This window comes from Adlercreutzia sp. CNCM I-6216, from assembly GCF_977113345.1.
Genome location: NZ_CDSBIE010000002.1, coordinates 1 through 19,951 on the forward strand (window position 1 = coordinate 1; position 19,951 = coordinate 19,951).

At 65.3% G+C, this 19,951-nt stretch carries 23 protein-coding genes and 1 tRNA gene; 4 read left to right on the plus strand and 20 right to left on the minus strand.

All coding sequences use genetic code 11. The features are described 5' to 3' along the window. Positions 1-263: 263 nt before the first annotated feature. The gene (locus ACYVRU_RS01770) at positions 264-974 is read right to left on the minus strand and encodes a response regulator transcription factor (protein WP_117284317.1); all 711 of its coding nucleotides are present in this window, start codon (positions 972-974) and stop codon (positions 264-266) included. Positions 975-1,081: 107 nt separating this feature from the next. Beyond that, on the minus strand, positions 1,082-2,797 hold the full coding sequence (locus tag ACYVRU_RS01775) for an ATP-binding protein (RefSeq protein ID WP_461185668.1): 1,716 nt from the start codon (positions 2,795-2,797) through the stop codon (positions 1,082-1,084). A 235-nt stretch (positions 2,798-3,032) separates the two neighbouring features. On the opposite strand from ACYVRU_RS01775, the gene ACYVRU_RS01780 reads away from it, so the two are divergent. Together ACYVRU_RS01780 and ACYVRU_RS01785 are read left to right on the plus strand one after the other, a co-directional pair. Next, positions 3,033-3,704 carry a sortase gene (locus ACYVRU_RS01780; protein WP_461185669.1) on the plus strand — a complete coding sequence of 224 codons (672 nt, stop codon included), beginning with the start codon at positions 3,033-3,035 and terminating at the stop codon, positions 3,702-3,704. Positions 3,705-3,791: 87 nt separating this feature from the next. Then, positions 3,792-3,874 (plus strand) — tRNA-Leu (locus ACYVRU_RS01785). Here ACYVRU_RS01785 and ACYVRU_RS01790 read toward each other — a convergent pair. From ACYVRU_RS01790 to ACYVRU_RS01820, 7 genes are all read right to left on the minus strand, one after another. Continuing rightward, positions 3,875-4,825 carry a Ppx/GppA phosphatase family protein gene (locus ACYVRU_RS01790; protein WP_303150330.1) on the minus strand — a complete coding sequence of 317 codons (951 nt, stop codon included), beginning with the start codon at positions 4,823-4,825 and terminating at the stop codon, positions 3,875-3,877. A gap of 26 nt (positions 4,826-4,851) precedes the next feature. Next, positions 4,852-5,790, minus strand: coding sequence for an FtsB family cell division protein (locus ACYVRU_RS01795; RefSeq protein WP_418379509.1), 939 nt, complete (start codon positions 5,788-5,790; stop codon positions 4,852-4,854). A 99-nt stretch (positions 5,791-5,889) separates the two neighbouring features. Continuing rightward, positions 5,890-6,270 carry a metal-dependent transcriptional regulator gene (locus tag ACYVRU_RS01800; RefSeq protein ID WP_022740652.1) on the minus strand — a complete coding sequence of 127 codons (381 nt, stop codon included), beginning with the start codon at positions 6,268-6,270 and terminating at the stop codon, positions 5,890-5,892. Positions 6,271-6,379: 109 nt separating this feature from the next. Beyond that, on the minus strand, positions 6,380-6,682 hold the full coding sequence (locus ACYVRU_RS01805; protein ID WP_303150783.1) for a hypothetical protein: 303 nt from the start codon (positions 6,680-6,682) through the stop codon (positions 6,380-6,382). A gap of 16 nt (positions 6,683-6,698) precedes the next feature. Next, entirely contained in the window at positions 6,699-9,035 is a 2,337-nt protein-coding gene (gene feoB, locus ACYVRU_RS01810) for a ferrous iron transporter B (RefSeq protein WP_461185670.1), read from the minus strand. Positions 9,036-9,182: 147 nt separating this feature from the next. Continuing rightward, positions 9,183-9,413, minus strand: coding sequence for a FeoA family protein (locus ACYVRU_RS01815; RefSeq protein ID WP_161127584.1), 231 nt, complete (start codon positions 9,411-9,413; stop codon positions 9,183-9,185). Between the two features lie 147 nt (positions 9,414-9,560). Further along, positions 9,561-9,842 (minus strand): FeoA family protein, encoded by a 282-nt coding sequence (locus tag ACYVRU_RS01820; protein WP_225885503.1) that lies wholly within the window; start codon positions 9,840-9,842, stop codon positions 9,561-9,563. A 197-nt stretch (positions 9,843-10,039) separates the two neighbouring features. Between ACYVRU_RS01820 and thrC the strand changes: the two genes are divergently transcribed. Then, positions 10,040-11,614, plus strand: a complete 1,575-nt coding sequence (gene thrC / locus ACYVRU_RS01825) for a threonine synthase (RefSeq protein ID WP_173114249.1) — start codon at positions 10,040-10,042, stop codon at positions 11,612-11,614. A 28-nt stretch (positions 11,615-11,642) separates the two neighbouring features. Beyond that, entirely contained in the window at positions 11,643-11,987 is a 345-nt protein-coding gene (locus tag ACYVRU_RS01830; RefSeq protein WP_161127582.1) for a winged helix-turn-helix domain-containing protein, read from the plus strand. Here the strand turns inward: ACYVRU_RS01830 and ACYVRU_RS01835 are convergent. Genes ACYVRU_RS01835 through ACYVRU_RS01885 form a run of 11 tightly spaced genes read right to left on the minus strand, consistent with a single transcriptional unit; the run spans position 11,984 to position 19,951 of the window. Further along, positions 11,984-12,277, minus strand: coding sequence for a hypothetical protein (locus ACYVRU_RS01835; protein WP_117284308.1), 294 nt, complete (start codon positions 12,275-12,277; stop codon positions 11,984-11,986). The genes ACYVRU_RS01830 and ACYVRU_RS01835 overlap by 4 nt on opposite strands. Further along, positions 12,274-12,855: a DUF192 domain-containing protein gene (locus ACYVRU_RS01840; protein ID WP_331458056.1), complete on the minus strand. Its 582-nt coding sequence runs from the start codon at positions 12,853-12,855 to the stop codon at positions 12,274-12,276. The genes ACYVRU_RS01835 and ACYVRU_RS01840 overlap by 4 nt, the downstream gene beginning before the upstream one ends. Further along, complete coding sequence (locus tag ACYVRU_RS01845) at positions 12,747-13,193, minus strand: hypothetical protein (protein WP_161127580.1); 447 nt, start codon at positions 13,191-13,193, stop codon at positions 12,747-12,749. The genes ACYVRU_RS01840 and ACYVRU_RS01845 overlap by 109 nt, the downstream gene beginning before the upstream one ends. Next, a complete protein-coding gene (locus ACYVRU_RS01850) occupies positions 13,193-13,633 on the minus strand; it encodes a hypothetical protein (protein WP_161127579.1) in 441 nt (146 codons plus the stop codon). The genes ACYVRU_RS01845 and ACYVRU_RS01850 overlap by 1 nt, the downstream gene beginning before the upstream one ends. Before the next feature lie 3 nt (positions 13,634-13,636). Further along, a complete protein-coding gene (locus ACYVRU_RS01855; protein WP_302234225.1) occupies positions 13,637-15,778 on the minus strand; it encodes a molybdenum cofactor biosynthesis enzyme in 2,142 nt (713 codons plus the stop codon). Next, positions 15,729-16,235 carry a TadE/TadG family type IV pilus assembly protein gene (locus ACYVRU_RS01860; protein ID WP_418133480.1) on the minus strand — a complete coding sequence of 169 codons (507 nt, stop codon included), beginning with the start codon at positions 16,233-16,235 and terminating at the stop codon, positions 15,729-15,731. The genes ACYVRU_RS01855 and ACYVRU_RS01860 overlap by 50 nt, the downstream gene beginning before the upstream one ends. A gap of 23 nt (positions 16,236-16,258) precedes the next feature. Then, the gene (locus tag ACYVRU_RS01865; RefSeq protein WP_225885504.1) at positions 16,259-16,423 is read right to left on the minus strand and encodes a hypothetical protein; all 165 of its coding nucleotides are present in this window, start codon (positions 16,421-16,423) and stop codon (positions 16,259-16,261) included. Between the two features lie 23 nt (positions 16,424-16,446). Further along, positions 16,447-16,689: a class III signal peptide-containing protein gene (locus tag ACYVRU_RS01870; protein ID WP_227070417.1), complete on the minus strand. Its 243-nt coding sequence runs from the start codon at positions 16,687-16,689 to the stop codon at positions 16,447-16,449. 30 nt (positions 16,690-16,719) lie between these two features. Continuing rightward, positions 16,720-17,670, minus strand: a complete 951-nt coding sequence (locus ACYVRU_RS01875; RefSeq protein WP_161127577.1) for a type II secretion system F family protein — start codon at positions 17,668-17,670, stop codon at positions 16,720-16,722. Next, positions 17,670-18,656, minus strand: coding sequence for a type II secretion system F family protein (locus ACYVRU_RS01880; protein WP_161127576.1), 987 nt, complete (start codon positions 18,654-18,656; stop codon positions 17,670-17,672). The genes ACYVRU_RS01875 and ACYVRU_RS01880 overlap by 1 nt, the downstream gene beginning before the upstream one ends. Next, positions 18,620-19,951, minus strand: a complete 1,332-nt coding sequence (locus ACYVRU_RS01885) for a CpaF family protein (protein ID WP_418385110.1) — start codon at positions 19,949-19,951, stop codon at positions 18,620-18,622. The genes ACYVRU_RS01880 and ACYVRU_RS01885 overlap by 37 nt, the downstream gene beginning before the upstream one ends.

Here is a 19,951-nt window from a genome sequence, read left to right on the forward strand (position 1 = left end):
GGGTCGAGGAGGTATCTGGACGTGTCGCTGCTGGACGAGTGATCATGCCGACGGCTGGCGGTCGCCTGCTGGAATTTGCGCAAGATTATTGACAGTACCGCCTAAGCTTTAGGTTAAATTGACCTTAACAGGAGATTAAGTGGCCAATCGACAAGCATTCCGAACAGGGCGTTTTAGGATTTGGCGATGTTTCATTTTAGGATTTGGCGCTCGGCGCGACCCGGAGCGGCCCGCATGATCCGCACGATCGCCACAGCCTGCGCCTACCCCAAGGTGTCGGCCATTTTGTAACCGACGCGCTGCACCGTCAGCAGGTATTTGGGCTCGCTGGGGTTCTCCTCTATCTTCTCGCGTATCTTGCGCACGAACACGGTGATGGAGTTCGAGTGCGCGTCCACCTCCCCTTCGCCCCAGATGTACTCCTGAATCTGACCGCGCGTGAACACCTTACCCGGGTGCGTCGCCAAAAAGGCCACGATCTCGAACTCCTTGGTGGTCAAATTCGCAGGAACACCGTGCACAAGCACCTGGTACTCGTCGAAACGCACCTCCAAGTCGCCGATAGTCACCGATCCGTCGCGGGTCGTGCAGCGAGCGAAATCAATCGTATCTTTGTGACGGCGGATGTGGGCCTCGATACGCAAAATAAGCTCGGTGGCATCGAAGGGCTTCGTCACGTAGTCGTCACCCCCGGCCCTAAACCCAATGGACTTGTCCACAATGTCGTTTTTCGCCGACAGGAAGATAATGGGAATGCGACGCCCCTCGGCGCGGATACGCGCGCACAAGTCGAACCCGTTCATACCCGGCAGCATAACGTCTAAAAGCAGCAAGTCCGGTTTCTCGGCGGCAAGCATTTCCATCCCCGACTCGGCGTCAGTGGCCCCGCAATACTCGTAGCCGTTCTTCGTGAGCAGCTTCTCGATGGCCATATGCAGGCTCTCCTCGTCATCGATGAGCATGACCTTGTACACAGCCGCCTCCTCGTCTCTCGCGTTCCGCGGCCTTCGAGGCGCCACACACCCCGCGACCGCCGATCCTAGACCCGCGTTTCCTGCGGGCGCAGGTGGCTCCGAGCCGCCTACTCGTCCTCGTCCAACTCTACCACGGCCGCGGCGGGAATGCGCACGGTAAACGCACTTCCACACCCCAGTTCGCTTTCCACCCCCACGGTGTAGCCCTGGGCCGCGGCGTACTCGCGAACGAGCGCCAGACCCAGCCCGCTGCCGCCGTAGATGCGCGTGGTAGAGCTATCCACCTGGAAGAACCGGTCGAAAATGCGCTCCTGATTCTCCTTGGCGATGCCGATGCCGTTATCGGACACCGTCACTAGCACATCTCCGGTTTCCTTCTCGCGCATCGCGGAAAGGGACACCGTGCCCCCAGCCGGCGTGAACTTCACCGCATTGCTGCCCAAGTTCTCCAGAATGCGCATCATCTTCTCGTAATCGCCGGAAACGAGCGGGACATCCGGAGCCACCGTCGTCGCCAGCGTTACCCGCGCCCCCACAGCCAGAGGGCCGATGGTGCTCTGCGCCGACGCCACGATGTCGCCCAGATCCATCAGCTCCATAGACACCGCCATCGCCCCCGCGTCCGACCGGGCGATATCCAGCATGTCGTTGATCATCCCCAAAAGCACCGAGCTCGACTTGCGCACCTCTTCCCAGCTGCGACGCTCCTCCTCGTCGGCCCCACCCGACTCCAGCGCAATTTGGGCGAGCGTGATGATGGAGGTGAGCGGCGTGCGCAGCTCATGGTTCACCATAGAGAGCAAATCGCTCTTCACCTGGGATTCTTTCGCCAGTTTCTCACTTAAGGCCTCCAGGTTGTCGCGCTGGGCGGCCAATTCCTCGTTGGCTCGACGCAAGTCCTGGGTACGCGCCTCCACCTGCTCCTCGAGTTCCTCGTAGGTAACGCTCAGCTCGCGGGACATGATATTAAAGCGGTCGATAAGGCTCGCCACCTCGCGCGCCGTGCCCGCGTCGTCCATGGATTGCCGAAGACGCCCTTCGCCCACTTCCCCAAACGCCCTCTTCATAGCCTCAAGCGGCCGCAGCACGAACACGGTCATGAGCCCGAAGACCACGATGCCGATGAAGGTGGCCAGAAGCAGGAAGAAGCCCACGTCGCGGACAACGTTTTCCCGCAGGGCCTGATACTGCTGCTCCAGCGGAATGACGATGCTGATGGCGCCGCCGATAGAATCCAGCGTCCAGCCCTCCTTGGGAAACCCGGTGATGTCGATTTCCCCGGCCGGTTCTCCATGGCACTCCAGGCAGCTCTCGTTTACCCTGAGCGCCTGCACATAGCGGAACTGCGCGGCGCCGTTGTCGGCCGAGGTTTGGGCGCGGTCGACCTCGGCCGGGTCGTCGCTCACAATGCGGAAGAACTCCTGAGTGTCCTTTTGCTCGTTGAACAGGGCCAGCGCCTCGGTTTCGAAGGCATCGGGCTTGTCCTGAGCCCGGCGCGGCTCGAAGTTCGTGTAGCGGATGGAGTAGTTGTTGCCCGCCGAGAAGATGGCGCCGACGCTCTTGCCGACGATGGCGCAGTGCAGCCCCTTGAACTCGTAGACGCCCGTCGTTGTGTTGTTGATGGTGTGCTGGGAGTTGTCCATGAACTCCCACACGGCGTCCATCTCGCGCGCGAAGGTGCGCGCCTCCTCGGCGAGCGAGTCCTCCATGTTCTGGGTTTGCATGCGGATGTCGAAGAGCGTGAACACCGCGGTGGCCACCACGAACACGAAGGTGAGCACGAGCAGCGATACCACTCGCAAGCTGATATTGCGTATCCTCATGGCCACCCCCTCGCACCGACAAGATTCTCCAAGTTCCCATGGTAACCCGACGCCCATGCACCGCAGCCTAAGTTTTGCCTAAGCTTTCGATTAACAGGATATTAAGGGATGAGGGGTGGAAATCTTGACGGGAAGTCGATAAAGTGAGGGCGAAAGCTTCGGCGCGCTCCTTGTTCCCTGTCGGCGGCGCGCATCTGGGCTGCACCGAGAAAGCATCGTGGAAAGGAAGAGCCTCGTGAGCCTTCGCCCCCTCCTCGCATCGCGAAAGGCAGCCAGGGCCTTTGCCCTGGTTCTCGCGGTGTGCCTGGGGCTGTCCATCATGCTGGGAGCCGCCGCGCCCGAAAGCGATGCCGACGAGGTGCCGCCCTTCCGCTTCACGGGGCGCATGGGCCAGGGCGTGTGCGACACCTTGTGGGTGTGGGCCCACCACCTTGATGAGGCCCGCCAGGATGTGCTCACCGAGCAATCCCTGCAAGCGGCGCGCCGGGCCGAGCCCGCACCTTCGGCCGACGACGACAGAACGCCCAATGCCGCAAGCAGCCTCATCTGCTTCCTCGGCGAGGAAGTGCCCTATCGCCAGGGCGAGCCAGCCGACATCACCGCGCCCGACGGCTACGCCAGCACCTGGGTGGGCACCGGGTGCGTCTCCGACAACGCGAACACCTACTTTATCGGCCACAACCCCAGCGTCTTCGAGCGCGTCATGGATTTGGAAATCGGCGACAAGATCACCGTGTTCGACGACGACGGCGCCTCGCGTACCTACTACGTCTTCGACACGCTCTTTCTGCCCAACGGGTCGAACTACTTCGTCTACGAGGGCCGCATCGCGCCGACCGGCGAGACCATCACCCTGCAGACCTGCACCGGAGACAACCAGCGGGTGCGCTGCGTCATGGCCCGCTAGGGGCGACGGGCGCGAACGTCGCGCGAAGCGCTCTCTTGTCGTGGTATCATGCGTACATTCGCCGTTATCGGACGGCACACGATACGCGGGGGCGTGGCGGAATTGGCATACGCAGCGGACTTAAAATCCGCCTCTTCGGATTGTGGGTTCGAGTCCCACCGCCCCTACCATCAATCTTCCCGGGCGGCCTCGAAGATCATGCCGTGGAGGATGTCCGATTCGCTGGCCGTGTAGGCGTCGGCGCCGGCCAGAGCCAGCACCTCTTCCAAAATGACGAATCCGGCCACGATGACGCCGGCGCGCTTTGGGTCGAGGCCCACCGTAGCCTTGCGCTCTTCCAGCGGCTCGGCGGCCAGACGTTCCTCGATGGCCGCAAGCTCTCCAGCAGCGACAACGGCCTTGTGCACGCGGGAGGAATCGTAGACCTCCATGGCCTCGCGGATGCTCACGACGCTCGTGGCCGTGCCGGCCACGGCCACCACGCGGTCGATGGCGAACCCGGCGGTGGCCAAGCCTTCGAAATACGGCGCCATGGTCTCGCGAATCCACTGACGGGCCGCATCCATCTGGTCTGGCGTCGGCGGATCGTCGCGGAAGAACCGCTCCGTCACGCGACGGCACCCGATATTGAAGGAATGGGAAGCGATGGGATCCTCGCCGAAGCGGCCGGCCACCACTTCCGTCGAGCCGCCGCCGATATCGACGACGAGCAGGTTCTCGCCGGGGAAATCGCTGGAAGCGCCCAAGAACGTGAGCTGCGCCTCACGGGAGCCGGGGATCACCGCCAACGTGACGCCGCGCTCTGCCAAGCGGGCCGCGAACTCGGGGCCGTTAGCCGCATCGCGGGAGGCTGAGGTGGCCATGGCGATGAGCCGTCGCACGGGATGCTCGGGGGTATCGTAACGTGCGAGCACCTCCAAGTAGCGATCCACGCAGGCGAGCACCCGCTCGATAGCCGCCTCGGACAGGCGCCCCGTAGCGTCCACGCCCACGCCTAGATCGGTGATGGCGTACTCCTTGTCCACGTCGATGATGCGTCCGTCCTCCACGTCCGCCACAAGAAGACGGCAGGTCACCGTCCCGATATCCAAGGCCCCATAGCGCCCATCAGCGTACGTCATATCGTGCTCCTGTCGATGTTCAAACCTTATTCCACGCCGAAGAGGGGGTCGAGGAGATCCGAGTACCAGGTGTCGGGGGCGGTGATGTCCTCGGAAACGATGTTGCCGCGGAACTCGGAGGCCTCGTCTTTCTCGTCCAGCCCGCTCACGGACACGGCGTGCTCGCCCTCGTGCACCCAGCCGAGCTGCGTGCGGGCCGCGTCCTCGATGCCGGCCTCGGTGGAGAGGGCATCCACCGACGCCTCGATGGCGGCGTTGCGCTCCGTGACGGCCTCGTACTCGGCGGCGAGGCGGTCTCGCTCGCGGATGTCCTGGTAGAGCTGCTGGGCCGGCCCGTAGAGGAAAGCCGCCCCCAGCCCCAGGCACAGAACCGTGGCGCAGGTGACGATGAAAGGCGCCCGAGTAAAGAAAGGAGCTTTTGCCTCGGGCATCTTGACGCGCCCAGAGGCGCCCGATTCCTTCTGCTGCATCCGAGACGAACGGCGGTGCGACGAGCCCATCTCGCCTTTGTACACGGCGGCGCGCGGACCGGCTTGGGAGGCGTCCGAGGGCTTGCCGGCCTCGTACTGGCGATAGTAGGCGCGACCCGCCCGCTCTTTCGCGCGCTGGCGACGCTTCTTGCCGAACCGGGAGGTCAGGCGGCCCAAGGGCCCCAAGGGGGCTTCCAGCTCCTCGTCGTCGACATCTGCGGCGCGCGCGGCCCCGCGCGATTCCAAAGAGCCCGGCCCGCGGTGGGCGTCGCTCATGGAAAAGGGCGCGTAGCGAGAGCCAGATGCCGGCGCGGCGAACGACCGGGCCGAAGAGCGCCCGGCGCTTGCGGCTCGACCGGTCACGCGCACCTCGAAATCCGGGTCATCGGCGAAGCGGCCGGCATGGGCGCGCACAGGCGGCGTCTGGCGCGCACGACGATCCGACGCAACGCGTCGCGCTGTGTCGAAGGAAACGATATTCGCCTGTCGTGGCACGGGGATTCGCTCGTCCTTTCGCTGCCGGGGTTCGTTTCTGGTGCGGGTAGTCAGTCGAAAGCGGGTAGATTATCGGTCAGGCGCCGAGGCGCCCCTTGCTCACAAGTCGAGACTGCGGACGAACGCGCCCCATTTCTCGAAGGAGGCATCGCTGATGGCGTGTTCCATCTGGCAGGCCTCGACTTCCGCCACCTCGGGTTCGATCCCCAAGGCCTTGGTCAGAAAGTCGAAGAGCATGCGATGGCGGTCGAGCACCGACCGACCGTAGGCGTAGCCCGCCTCGGTCAGCGTGATGTCGCCGTAGTGCGGTTGCACGACCAGCTCCTGCTCCTTCAGAGCGGAGATGGCCTTGTTCACCGACGCTTTGGAAACGCCCAGCTTGTTGGCCACATCCACCGAGCGCACGGGCGCGTCGGTCGTGCCGCCCAGCATGACGATGGCCTCGAGGTAATCCTCGTGGGACATGGACGTTTTCACCACAGCAATCTCCTTATCGAACAAGTCAGATCATCATAGCACGGCGCGCGAAGAAAAAAGAGGCTCGGAGCCGAAACTTCCGAGCCTCTTTCACATTGTCTTCGCCAAACGGTTACGGACGGCGCGGCGCCCGATCCCCCACGGCCTTGGCGGCGGCTTGGGCCATAGCCTCGGCCGCCTGGCAGCACGGCGGCATCTCGTCACCGGCACCCGTGCCGTTGATGCGGCTTGAAACGGTCGGTCGAACGGCCGAAGCGCAGTGGGAGCAGCCGGCGCAGCCGCCTTCCCCATCGCCGCAGTGGTCGCCGCAGTCGCACAGGCCGCGGCGCGTCATGCGCCGGATGGCGAGCACCGCCAGGGCCAGGATGACCAGAAGGATGACGACGGTGGGGAAATTGAGGCTGAGCTCTTGCATGGTGCTTCCTTACAACTTAGGCGTTCTTGCTCGCCGCTTCCAGCCTGCCCGCGCCCTTGGGCTTGGCGGCCGGGCGGAACAGCAGGTACAGCATGCCCGCGGCCACCACGACAGCCAGCGCCGTGAACGGGCCGAAGGCGATCTCGCCGGCGATAAGGCCGCCGAACTGATAGATCATGAGGCCCACGCACCAGGCGAAGGCGCACATGTAGCCGATGGCGGCCCAGGTCCACTTCGCCGACATCATCTGGCGACGGATAGTGCCGATGGCCGCGAAGCACGGCGCACACAAAAGATTGAAGGCGCAGAAGGCCATGATGGCCGCCGAGCTGCCGCCGAGCATGGCGGCAAACGAGGCCCACAGCGACGGGTCGGTCTCGCCGATTTCCTCGCCGAGGCTCGTGATGACGCCTACGGTGGCCACGACATTCTCCTTGGCCACAAGGCCCGTGATGGAGGTGACGGTAGATTCCCAGTTGCCGAAGCCGAGCGGCGCGAAGATCCAGGCGAGCAGGTTGCCGAGGCCGGCCATGAGGCTGTACTGGATATAGTCGTCAACCTCGGGGTCGAGCAGGCCGAAGGAGCCCTCGTAGAAGCCGAAGTTCAGCAGGAACCAGATGACCATAGAGGACAGGAAGATGATGGTACCGGCTTTCACCACGTAGCTGCGCACGCGCTCCCACATGGAAAGCAGTACGTTCTTCACTGTGGGCAGATGGTATTGGGGAAGCTCCATGATGAAGGGGGCCACCTCGCCGGAGAAGGCGCGGAACTTCTTCAGGATGATGCAGGACAGGATGATGGCGAACAGCCCCAGGAAGTAGAAGACGGGCGCGACCCACCAGGTTGCCTCGTAGTCGCCGCCGGCAAGGGCGCCGAAGACGAGCGCGATGATGGGCAGCTTGGCGCCGCAGGGGATCATGGTCGTCGTCATGATGGTCATGCGGCGATCCTTCTCGTTCTCGATGGTCTTGGTGGCCATGACCGCGGGCACACCGCAACCGGAGGCAATGAGCATTGGGATGAAGGATTTGCCGGACAGACCGAAGCGGCGGAACACGCGGTCCATGATGAAGGCGACGCGGGCCATGTATCCGCAACCCTCCAAGAAACCGAGCAGGATGAACAGCACGATCAGCTGCGGGATGAAGCCGATGACGGCGCCCACGCCGGCGATGATGCCGTCCAGCACGAGCGACTGCACCCAGGGAGCGGCGCCGATGGATTCAAGCCAGCCGCCCACCACGACGGGCACGCCCACGTGGTAGAAGCCGTAGTCGGCCGGATCGGGCTCCTCCAACTCGCCAGCTTCGAAGGCAGCCACGCCCTCGTCGGTCTCGAGGATGCCCTCGAACTCCTCGACGGCGGCCTCGTACTGTTCGGTGCCGGTGTAGAGCCAGCCGTCGCCGAACAGGCCGTCGTTGGCCCAGTCGGTCACGATGGTGCCCACGGTGGACACCGAGATGTAGTACACGAGGAACATGATGACGATGAAGATCGGGATGCCCAGGATGCGGTTGGTGACCACGCGGTCGATCTTCTGGGTGGTGGTCATGGTCTTCGGGGACTTCCTCACGCAGGCGTCACAGACCTCAGTGATATTGTCGTAACGCTCGTTGGTGATGATGGACTCGGCGTCGTCGTCCTCCGCATCTTCCAGACGCTCGCGGATGGCGGCGATCTTCGAGAGCGCGGCGGCCGGCAGGTTCAGCGCGTCGATGGTGAGCTGCTCGCCTTCCAGGAGTTTGATGGCGTACCAGCGAGCATGGCGGCCCTTGATGGCCGCGCCGGCCACGTCGATGACCCGGGCTAAGGCCTCTTCCACCTCGTTGGTGAAACGCAGGGTGGTCGCAGGGGCGGCGCCCTTCTTGCCCGCCTCGATGGCGGCCTTCACGACCTCCTCCATGCCGCGGCCCCTGAGCGCCGAGGTCGGCACCACCGGACAGCCCAAACGCTTGGCAAGGGCATCGACATCGATCTTATCGCCGTTTTTCTCCACGAGATCCATCATGTTGAGGGCCACGACGGTGGGGATGCCCAGATCGATGATCTGGGTGGTGAGGTAGAGGTTGCGCTCGAGGTTCGTCGCGTCCACCAGGTTGATGACCGCGTCCGGTTTGCCGCTCATGAGGTAATCGCGGGTGACGATCTCCTCGGGGGTGTAGGGCGAGAGCGAGTACACGCCGGGCAGGTCGGTGACGACCACCCCCTTATCGGCGCGGTAGCGGCCCTCTTTTTTCTCAACGGTCACGCCGGGCCAGTTTCCCACGTACTGGTTCGCGCCGGTCAGATCGTTGAACATGGTCGTCTTGCCGCAATTGGGGTTGCCTGCAAGGGCAATGTTGATAGCCATGATCAGCCTTTCCTTCTCCAAAAAACCGTTGTTCGCCGGGCCCTTCTCGCGCCTCCCAATGCGCGCCGCGGCGAAGACAGAAGTTAGATAAAACTAACTAGAGGGGAGAAAAAATGCGCCCTCGGGCGCAGGGGAGGTGCGGCTCCCCTAGGATACGAGCACGTTTTGCGCCTCGTTCTTGCGAAGCGACAACTCGAACCCGCGGACAGTCACCTCGATGGGGTCTCCCAAAGGCGCCACCTTGCGCACGTAGATATCGGTGCCCTTGGTGATGCCCATATCCATGATGCGGCGCTTGATGGCGCCCTCGCCCACCAGGCGGCGCACCGTCGCCGATTGCCCCACGGGCACATCGCGCAGGGTCTTGTCCTCAGCCATGTTCTTCCTTTCTGTCCTCTCGGCGATTCCGGTTGATTGGGTCGGCACGACAACGCAGGCGCCCCGCGGCGTCCGTCATTGCGATCGCGCGACGACACGAACGCCTCTTGACGCCCATCTTTGCGGGCGCGCGACGGGCGTGCCTTCTTATGAAACGATGATCTTCGCGGCCACCGATTTATCGAGCGCCACACTCGCGCCCTTGATCTCCACGATGAAGTTTCCTGCCTGCTCGGAAACGACGGACACCTTCGCTCCCTCGACGAACCCGAGGTTCTCGAGATGATGGTGCACATCGCCCTTTCCCCGCACGCGGACAACTTGAGCGGCATCGCCGCGACGCAGGAACGTCAGCGGCATCGGCTGGCACGACGCGCCCGCGCTGCTGGCCCGGCAGACGGCGCTCTCCATAACCATCGCATTGCTCATGATGACTCCAATCAATGTTAGCTGCATGCAACATTGTATTGTAGCCAAAAGTTAGACTATGTAAACCCTAAAAGTTTGCTTTTTCATACTTTGTTCCGTGAGCGCGAAACTCGCACAGTCCGCCTGAAACGCCCCTCCAAAGAGCGGGCGACGTGGTATCCTTTATCCCATCTGACCTCTTTGAAGAAGGATGATTCATGGCGCAACGCATCGATCGGGCCGCCTCGTTCGGCCAGAACCTGTACGTGGACACGCGTGGAGCAGCCGGCGAGCCGGTGCCTTTCACCCAAGCCGTCATCAACGGCCTGGCCCAAGGCGGCGGTCTCTACGTTCCCGAAGAGCTGCCGACGCTGAGCCTTGACGAGATCTGCGCTCTGGCGCGTCTCCCCTACGCCCAGCGGGCGGCCGCCATCTACAAGGCGTTCAACGTCGACCTGCCCGACGAGGCCATCGACGAGCTCATGGGCCGCGCCTATGGCGACAATTTCGACGATGAGGCCATCTGCCCTATTACCTCACTGGACGAGAGCACCCACATCCTGGAGCTGTGGCACGGGCCGACGAGTGCCTTCAAGGACATGGCCCTGCAGTGCCTGCCCCACTTCTTCTCGGCCAGCGCCGAGAAGCTGCGCGAGGAGGGAACGCTCGATCACGAGTTCATGATCCTCGTGGCCACCTCCGGCGACACCGGCAAGGCCGCCCTGGAGGGTTTCAAGGGCGTAGACGGCGTTTCCATCGGGGTGCTGTTCCCCGATGGCGGCGTGAGCGACATCCAGCGCAAGCAGATGGTCACCACCACCGGAGACAACGTGCAGGTGTGGGCCGTGCGCGGCAATTTCGACGACTGCCAGACCGGCGTCAAGCACGCCTTTGCCGACGAGAAGTTCGCCGAGAAGTTGCTGGACGAGTACCGCATCGCCCTTTCCAGCGCCAACTCCATCAACTGGGGGCGGCTGCTGCCTCAGGTGGTCTATTACATCTCCAGCTATGCCGAACTCGTGGCGGCGGGCAAGATCGAAGCCGGATGCCCCATCGACGTGTGCGTTCCCACGGGCAACTTCGGCAACATCCTGGCCGCTTGGTACGCCAAGCAAGTCGGGGTGCCCATCGAGCGTCTGCTGTGCGCCAGCAACGACAACCGCGTGCTCACCGACTTCATCAACACCGGCACCTACGACATCTCCGACCGCGAGTTCATTCTTACCTCCTCTCCCTCGATGGACATTCTCGTCTCCTCCAACCTCGAGCGCCAGCTCTTCGAGCTCACGGGCCGCAATGGCGAGGCTATTCGCCAGTGGATGGCCGATCTGGCCGACGCCCGTTGCTTCCGCGTAGACGCCGAGACGTTCCGCCGCGTGCGGGAGAACTTCAGCGCCGATTCCGTGGACAACGCCACCTGTCTCGCCACCATCCGCGAAGTGCTCGACGCCCACGACTACCTGCTGGATCCCCACACCGCTGTGGCCTACGCCGCCGCTCAGAACCTGCGCGGCGAGAACCCCGTCCTCATCGCCTCCACGGCCCACTGGGCAAAATTCGGCAACAACGTCTACCGGGCGATTCACGGCATCGAGCCTTCTGGCGAGTTGCCCGCGGACGTGGCCGCGCTCACCGGTTGCGAGCTGAACAAGCTCATCGCCGAGGAAACGGACAAGCATCACATCCCCGCCGGACTTGCCAACCTGGATACAATGCAATTACGATTCACCGAAGTTATCGACAACGACGTCGAGGCCATCGAGGACGCCGCCGAGGCGTTCCTCACCCGCTAGGCCTCCCGGGAACGGAAGCGATGCCATCATGGGCCAGTTGAAGAACCTCTCCACCACCGTCCGCCTCACCGTGGCGAACCTCTCTTCCGAGAACAAGTCCGCCTTCGGACCGGGCATCGCCAAGCTCTGCCTGGGCGTGCGCGAGATGGGCTCCCTCAACGCGGCCGCCAAGGGCATGCGCATGGCCTACAGCAAGGCCTGGCGCATCATCAAAGACACTGAGGAGACACTCGACGTGCAGCTCCTCCTGCGCGACGGGGCTCACGGCTCCACGCTCACCGAGGACGGAAACCGCCTCCTCGATGCCTACCTGGCCATCGAGGAGCACCTCTCAGCCGAGGCCGATCGTCTCTTCAAGGAGATGACCCGCTAGACGGGCTCGATCTCTACGGTAAGCGAACTCCCCCGGGGCTGAAGCCCCTCGGAGCGCACGCGCAGACGCCAGCCAGGAACGCTCATCTCCTGGGCGGTGGGGGCGGCAGAACCGCCTTCGCCGCCTCTGCTGGCAGCACACTCCCCTTCCCCTCCATCTACGGGCCAGGGCACTGCCTTCGCAGAGCGGGCCGCCTCGAGAGCCGGATCGCTGCCGAAACGGTACAGACACCCGAAGCACGTATCCATGTCATCGAACAGGGTGCTCTCGCAAACTGGGCAGATTTTCATCGATGTCTCCTTCTCTTGGTTTCGTTCTTAACCGCTCCCCTGCCGCCCGACGTTTCCGGAGCGCTCTGAGCTCTTGCGAGAGCGGACGCCCTCGGCTTTCTGCGTCGCGGAGCATCGGGGAGCAGACACACATCGCCTCGGACGAACCAGGGCCCCGGCCGGGCAAAGCGCTCCACTACCGCCCAAGCTCGACCGCAACGCAGGCGCGCCCCCGGCAGCACGAGACGATGAACCGCCACCACCCGGCCCCTCCTGTCGAGAAAGGCAACGTCGAGGGGATGTCGCATCGTCAGCGTGTGCACATCGCGACAGCGCGGGAACACCATGACCGTAGAATCCGGCCTGCGTCCCGCCAATCCGCGCAACCGCAGAAGCGGGCTTGAAGCTACCACCCATCGGCCCTCGAACGGGGCCCGATCGCCATCCCTTACCGTGCAAAGGCGCGCAAACGCCGTTCCTGCGTCTCCCCTCATCCCATCGGCGCATTTACTTGAAGAACCGCGCACAGCGCGTCGCCCACCCGCGTGCAGCTGAGTGCGAGCCATGAGCACCGCCCTCCTTCCTTGACTCCCGTCCATACTCCTTCTTGGCCGCTGGCCACCAGTGCCCACCCGCGTCCCTCCAGCTCGCCAACGAGGCGATCGGGCAGGCCGTCCCCCTCCTCAACGAAGGAGACCACCGACCAGTCGTCGTTGGCCCGCAGCTCCTCGCGACCGTTCACATCAACCACTTCCTCGGCGAACCAGTTGGGGGCCTCCCACGCCGCGCGCAGACCGACGTCGGGCTCAAGCTCCCCTGGCGCCCCAGGCAGCATGGCCTCCCCCATCGGTTGCCCCAAAGCCAGAGCGAGCAGAGGGGCCAGGACAAGCGCGAGGGCGCACCCGAACCGACGGCGCCATATCTTCCCGGCGCCCATCAGAGCAGCACCCCCGGCCGATAGGCGTCCACCGTCAGATCGACCTCGTGGACGAGCCTCGGAAGCGAGACGCCGAACACCTCGTCTTTAAGCCCCAGCCCGAAAAGCGTAGGGGCAAAGGAGAGACGTCCGCAATAGCGCTGATAGGAGCCTGCCCGCCCCTGAACCGTTACCTCGATTGCCAGGTTGGAAGTACCCAAAGCCTCCTCCAGCTCGCTTTCCACAAGAGCGGCCACCTCGGCCGGCCCCTGGCCCGCATCGGGCGACGGAGCATAGGCGCAGATGGCTTGACGGGCCAGCTGGTCAAAAGCCGCGCATGCCTCGAAAAACGACAGCGCGTTCACGACGATGACGGCGAGCACAATGGCCACGGGAAGGACGACAGCCAGCTCGACGGTAGCCTGACCCGCATCCCCGCGCTCCTTTCGCAGAACGTCCATAGCTCACTCCCATCTCTCGAGATACGTCGGAGCGCCGACGATGTTGCGCAGGGCTGCGAAAGCGCCATCGACAAGTCCGGTCGCTCCTTCGGCCAAGGTGGCGGGGAGGGTCACCGTCAACGGAACCGAGACCCCTGTCAGAGGAATCTCGACAACCGCAAGGGTGATCTCCAGGGAGGCCAAGCGCTGATAGGCCTCGTCGCTCACCCGCTCCGCTAGCAAACCGAGGGCATCGCTGGAGGCCTCGGGGCGCGCCAATGCCTGCTCGCGCAGAGAGAGGTACCGGGCTGACCAGTCGCCGCCGCCAGCGCGCGCCACGGCTTCCGTGGCCGCAAGAACTGGCTTGAGGGGAGCCGTGTCGGCCGGCTCGAGGCCCACCGCCTCGAGCCCTTCGCGAAGGCCATTGGCGGCCCACTCTCCCAATCCCGTCGAGCCGGCGAGCGGTATGCCCGAAAGCACGGCCGCCACGCCGTTCTCCAACCCTTCGGTGCCGCTGCTATAGGCCTCCAGGGCGCCGGCCCATCCGTCCAGCACCAAACCACCGACGCCGGAGAGCGCAGAGCCCGACCCCGACAGATCGTCAAGCAAGTCGCCTATCACCGACGCCTCCTCGCTCTCGTCCCGGATGAGCGTCGCCGCCGACACCGCGGCCCGAGCGCCCAGCGTGCCCGAGGGCGCAAAAGCGCTCTCGAAGGCGGTCGGCTCCGACGTTCCCGTCGAGACGACGAAGGCGATGCACCCCGCCGCTCCGGGAGGATCCGCTTTGATGCGGAAGGCGCCCGCATCGCCGAGCGCGGCCAGAACCTCGTCCAAAAGGCCCTCCGCGTTGCCCTTCGCCGCGCGACTCAGCGGCTCAGCATCCGCTCTCGCCTTCTGGTAGTCGGCAGCAGCCTGGGCGACGGCGTCGTAGTGGTACTCGAACCCATTGTCGATGGAGGTGGAGGCCGAGGCCACCGATCCTAAGGCGCTCGCTGTGAACTTGCAGGCAGGGCAGGTTTCGAAGGAGCCGGACTCCCACTCCTCGGCCGACCCGTAATAGTCCACGAGCCCCGCCTCCGGGCAGCCGTCCCAGGCATGCATCACCGGCAGCTCTCCATCGACGGTCACCGGGTAGACGGGCTCGGTGTACAGCCGCGTGGCCCGCATCTGCTCGGTGTTCCGCGGAAAGCGGGGGAACGACGCTGAGAAGCTGTCGGCCGTCTCGTGGACGAAGGCCTCGCGCAGCTCGCTTATGGCATAGGCGTAGAATCGCTTGCGCAGGGCGCTGCGGGCCTGCTCCTCGGCAGAGTCCGAGGCAGGACGCTCGCTCAGCAGCCGCTCGCGGTAATAGACTCGCGCCCGTTCGAGAGGCACGGAGAACGACCAACTGTCCACCGAGGCGAACAGAGGGTTATCGGCACCGCTCAGCCCTGCGAGGCGCCCCGCGCGCTCGTACATGCAATAGGACGGATTGTCGCCGCAGTCGCGGGCGAAACCCCGAGCCCGGGCTTCCTCGGCGGCACGCGCCGCCTCCTCGGCCCGGGACGCCGCCTCGGCAAGCTCGCCCTTGCCCGCTTCCACGGCCTCCTCCATGGACTCCTCGACCGCACTCGCCCCTGACGCAATAGACGACCCCTCGCCGGGCAGCAGCAGGGCCATGGCTGCATAGCCGCTCCCCTCACCATTGGCCGCCGCCACCGCCGCACCGTTGGCCGCCGCGAGAAACGGCAGCGCCCGCTGCAGCGCCCCCAGCCCCTCGCAGGCCTTCTGGGACAACGCGTCGCGTGCCTTGAGCACCTTCTGGCCGGCCGAAACGAGCTGGCTACCCAACTCCGCCGCCGGCGGAACGCACAGGGCGACGACGCCGGCCCCGTACGCAATGTCCCCCAGAAGCGTGAGTGACAGCACGGCGGCATCGGCCACGCGCACGGCCACCATGAACTCGGCCACGGGGTTTAAGGCCGCGCATGCGGCGGCATCGGCCACCTCCTGCACCTCGGAACCAGCGGCATGGATGCGATACACCTGGGCGGCAGAGAACAGCAGCGACAAGGTGACGAGCAGCGCCACGGCCATGCCGGCCGTCGTCGAGCCCTTCTCGTCGCGGAATATCGACCTACCCTTCATGGCGCCATTCACCTGCCTTTCCATTGACGCTCGCGCCATTCAATGATTCCTGAGCCCACGAGGCGCGCGTCGGCGCCGTCGCCGTCACCTCCACCACTAAGTTGCCCCGCTCGTTCACCATCCCGAGCAGCGTCGCCCCTCCGTCCAGCAGGGGAAGCGGTCTCACCTCCGTCCGCACGGTCACCCGCGCGACATCCGCCGCACCACCGCCCTCGCAGCGCACCTCCCATGTGCAGCCGGAGTCATGCACGTGGAAGACGTCGAGGGGCGGGATCGCCCCCAAGCGGCGGCGCACGTACTCCTCGCAAGTCGCCGCATCGCCGTCGCTCGTCGCCAGAAGCCGGCAGCCCTCGGCCGCCGCACCGGCCATGACCATGCGGTCGTACAGCACGATGCCCGGCTGCACGAGCAGAAGAACGAGCAGGAAAACCACCGGCAGGGCCACGGCGGCCTCCGCCGTCGACTGGCCGCGCGCATCGCGAGCCCTCGCACCCATCCGCCTCATTGCCTCGCACCTCCTTAAAACACGAGCACATCGGCGATCCACGTGGCCGCCCCAGCGAGATGATGCGACGCCGAGGCGAGCCCGTGATCGACGAAAAGCCCCTGGGACAAGGCCCGCCAGAGCGCCGCCCCGGCAACAATCACGCATAGGAAAGCCGCCGTGACGATGGCGTACTCCACCGTGCCCTGACCGCGCTCGTTTCCTAAAGGCTGTTTATTCCCGAGGCGATGGCGTCCCAGAGCTCTTGCAGCTTTGGCCGGAACAGGGTGATGGCGATGATGGCAATGACCACGAGCACCCCGACGAGAATGGCGTACTCGGTCGTCCCCTGGCCGCGCGTGTCCGCCAAGCGCGAGCGCACCGCGGCGCACCACGCGCGTGTGCGCCGATCGACCGCCTCCCGCGCACCCGCTACTTTTCTCACAACGGATTCGAATCTCTTCATGTCGCACTTCCTTTCTCGTTCGTTTCATCTTCAAAAGCCCCCCGCCAATTCCAGGAGCACCGGCCCCAGCACGAGCATGAGCATGGCGGGCAGGATGAGCACGCCAGTGGGAACCATCATCTTCACCGGCGCCTTCGCCACCGCCTCCTGGCGACGCGCCTTGTATCCGCTGCGAGCCTCCCGCGCCGCGTCCTCCAAGTTGTCGGCCATAGTCGCGCCGAAGCGCAGGGAGCGCACAATGTTCTCAATCACCCGGGCGAGCAGCGGGGAAGCGTAGGAGTCGGCCACCTCGCGCAGCGCCTCCGGCCGCGATGCCAGGCCGCAGGCCCATTGGCGCTGGGCGCTTCGGAACGCATCGGCCAACTGCGTGCGGAAATACCCGGTGTACAAATCGAGGCTGCGGTCGAAGGACATTCCGCTGCGCATGCCGAGCGCCACCACGTCGAGCATCTCGGACAAGTCGCATTCCATGGCCTCGGCTCGCCGGCAACTTCGCCGCTTCACCGCCCAGGGCAACGCCCTCCACCCGGCGGCGGCGCCGATGACAGCGAGCAGAGCCGCCAGCTCGGTCGTCGCCGTCAGCCCCACTGCACCGCCGAGAACCGCGCCGCCGAGCATCAGGCGCACTCGCGCCTCCCCATAGCCCGCAGGCGACAGCGCGCCGCCAAGACCGGCTGCGGCCAAGCGACGGTCGGGCAAGGGCCGCTCCCGTAGAGACGACGGCGACAGGAAGCGGAACAGCGGACTTCGGGCCCGCTGGGACAGCTCCACCGCATAGGCGACTATCCGCGCATCCACTCCTTCTTCCCCGACCGCTGCGGCACGGCCGGCCTGGAGCGCGGACGACCCTTCCACCACCGCCGCGCGATGACGGATGCGACGCCGCCATGCCCCGACGATGCGCGAGGCCATACCTCCGAGCAGCGCCGCCGAGCCGACCGCAACGATCGCCGCCGCTCCCTGCGCCCAACTTACATCCATCACGACCGCCTCCCGCCCGCGTCCAGCATCCGATGCACCAAGACGACGCCGGCCACCTGCATGACCAGAGCCGCCGCCAGAAGAGCCATACCCGCCATGCTCTCGAAGAACGGCGAGAGGAAACCGGGGCTCATAAGCGAGAACAGGGCGATAAGCACGAACGGCATCGCCGTGACGATGCGCGCTGACAGCTGGGCCTGGGCCGTCTGCACCTTGAGAGAGCGAGCGAGGTCGATCTCGCTTTCCACCGACTCCCGGGCCGCATCGAGCACCGCCGCAAGACTGCCGCCGCTCTGATGCTGCACGTCCAGGGCAACGGCCACGAAGGCGAGTTCCGGCACATCGGCCCGCTGACGAAACAGCGCCAGTGCCTCCGAGGCCGTGCCCCCCGTCTGAAGCACCAGGGCCGCCGAGAGGAACAACTCGCCCAAAGGACCCTTCATCTCCGAGCCCGTCTGTTCCAGCGTCTGCATGAGGGAGAGCCCCGCCCGAAAGCACACGCCCAACGAGCGCAGCGCATCGGGAATCTCGTCTCTCAAGGCGGCCTCGCGCCGTTCTGCATCGCTCTTCACCGCAGCGCAGAGCGCCACCAGAGCGCACCCCGCCACCGCCGCCCCGAATACCGGCGATGCGGCCACCACCCAGCCGGCGACAAGCAAGGCAAGGCAAGCGCCCAGAACCAGCGAGAGCAAGGCGTCGGACGTCGAGGCATAGCCCCGCTGCTCCAAGGCCATCCGCGCCCACAGGACATAGCGCCGCACCGGCTCGCGGCGCAGGAGCGCCTCGGCGACCGGCCGCAAGCCCGACACCCCGTGGCGCAAGCGCCAAGCAAGCCCGGGGTGGGCGGCTCCCCGACCACCTTCGGCCGCAAGGGCCCAGGTACGGCGAAGGCGCTCGTGCCGGATCGTCGCAAGCCGCGCGACCAGGTACCCCGCCGCCCCCGACGAGGCTACGCCGACTGCCGCAAGTCCAACGACCGCATCCATGCCTTCACCTCCCGTCTGTCCGCCAGGCCCATGGGAGCCAGCCGGTCGACCCACTGCGGACAGTCCAGCCAAAAGCCTGCTTCCTGGCCCACTTCCCACCGGTACAGCGTGCGAACGACGCAGCGGCGGCGCCCGTGGTCGAAGGACACCTCGGCGATCTCGGAGATGCAGCGGGCGCCCCCAGGACGGCGCGCCGTCTGCACGATCAGATCTAAAGCGTTGCCGATCTGCGCCTCGATGGCATCGGGAGGCAGCTCCACGGCGAACCGCACCATGGTCACCAGGCGCTCCACCGCCTCGCGCGGGGCGTTGGCATGCAGCGTCGTCAGCGATCCGTCGTGGCCCGTGTTCATGGCCTGCAGCATGTCGATGGCCTCGTCGGAGCGGCATTCGCCCACGATGATGCGATCGGGCCTCATGCGCAGGGCGTTCACCACCAACTCCCGTATGGTCACCTCGCCGGTGCCCTCGGCGTTGGGCGCCCGGGCTTCCAAGCGCACCACGTGGGGGTGCTCGTCGAACTTCAATTCGGCGGCATCCTCGATGGTGATGATGCGCTCCTCGTGGGAGATATGGCAGGAAAGGGCGTTCAAGAGCGTCGTCTTGCCGCTGCCCGTGCCACCGGAAACCGCAATGGAACGGCGCGACCCCACAGCCCAAATGAGAAACTGCTCTACCGTCTCGTCGAACGAACCTCTCGCTTTCAGCTCGGCCAGCGTCATGACGCGCCGCGTGAAGGCGCGAATGGTGAGCAGCGGCCCATTGAGGGAGAGCGGCGGCAGCACCGCGTTGACGCGATGGCCCTGGGGCAAGCGGGCGCTGGCCATGGGCGACGATTCGTCGACCCGCCGGCCCAAAGGGCCTAAAATGCGATCGATGAGCGCCCGCACCTGCTCGTCGCTCTCGAAGCTCACGCTCGCTCGGGACAGGCGGCCGTCGCGTTCTATGTACACGCTGTCCGTTCCGTTGACCATGATCTCGGTCACCGTCTCGTCGGCAATCAGATCCTCCAGCGGCCCGAGCCCGAACACCGTGCTGATCAGGCCCTCCACCAAGTCGCGGAACACCGCGGGCGCAAGCGCCTTCCACGGATCTCGCGTCGAGAGCCTCCGGCAGGCGGCCCGGATCTCGTTGCGCGCCCGCTCCGGGCTGTCGACGGCGATGAGCGCGACCCTATCCAGGGGAACCAGCTCGCCCACGGCCATCCGCAAGGACTCGAGCCCCGTTGCCACGCGCTCATCGTCTTGCTGTTCGCGGGCGTCTTCCGCCACGCGAACCCATTCCAGAAGAGACAT